Genomic DNA, 201 nt, shown 5'->3' with positions numbered 1-201 from the left:
CAGCTGGCGCGCAACCATCACAACCCGATGGAGCCGCACGCCACCCTCGCCCGCTGGGACGGCAACAAGCTCACCGTCTGGGACAAGACCCAGTGGGTGGTCGGCACGCACGACGAGATCGCCGCCGTGTTCGGCCTGCCCGCGGATTCGGTGCGCGTCATCAACCCGTTCGTCGGCGGCGGCTTCGGCAGCGGGCTGCGC

1 protein-coding gene is annotated in these 201 nt (G+C 70.6%); it reads left to right on the top strand.

Going from position 1 to position 201, the window contains the following annotated elements; all coding sequences use genetic code 11:
- Positions 1 to 201, top strand: a 201-nt coding sequence (locus OP79_RS49575) for a molybdopterin cofactor-binding domain-containing protein (protein WP_033330126.1), incomplete at both ends; no start/stop codon positions are given.

Source organism: Streptomyces yerevanensis, assembly GCF_000716805.1.
Classification (GTDB): Bacteria; Actinomycetota; Actinomycetes; order Streptomycetales; family Streptomycetaceae; genus Streptomyces; species Streptomyces flaveus.
The sequence above is the reverse complement of the archived record's forward strand: the minus strand, read 5'-3'. Positions and strand labels throughout refer to the sequence as shown.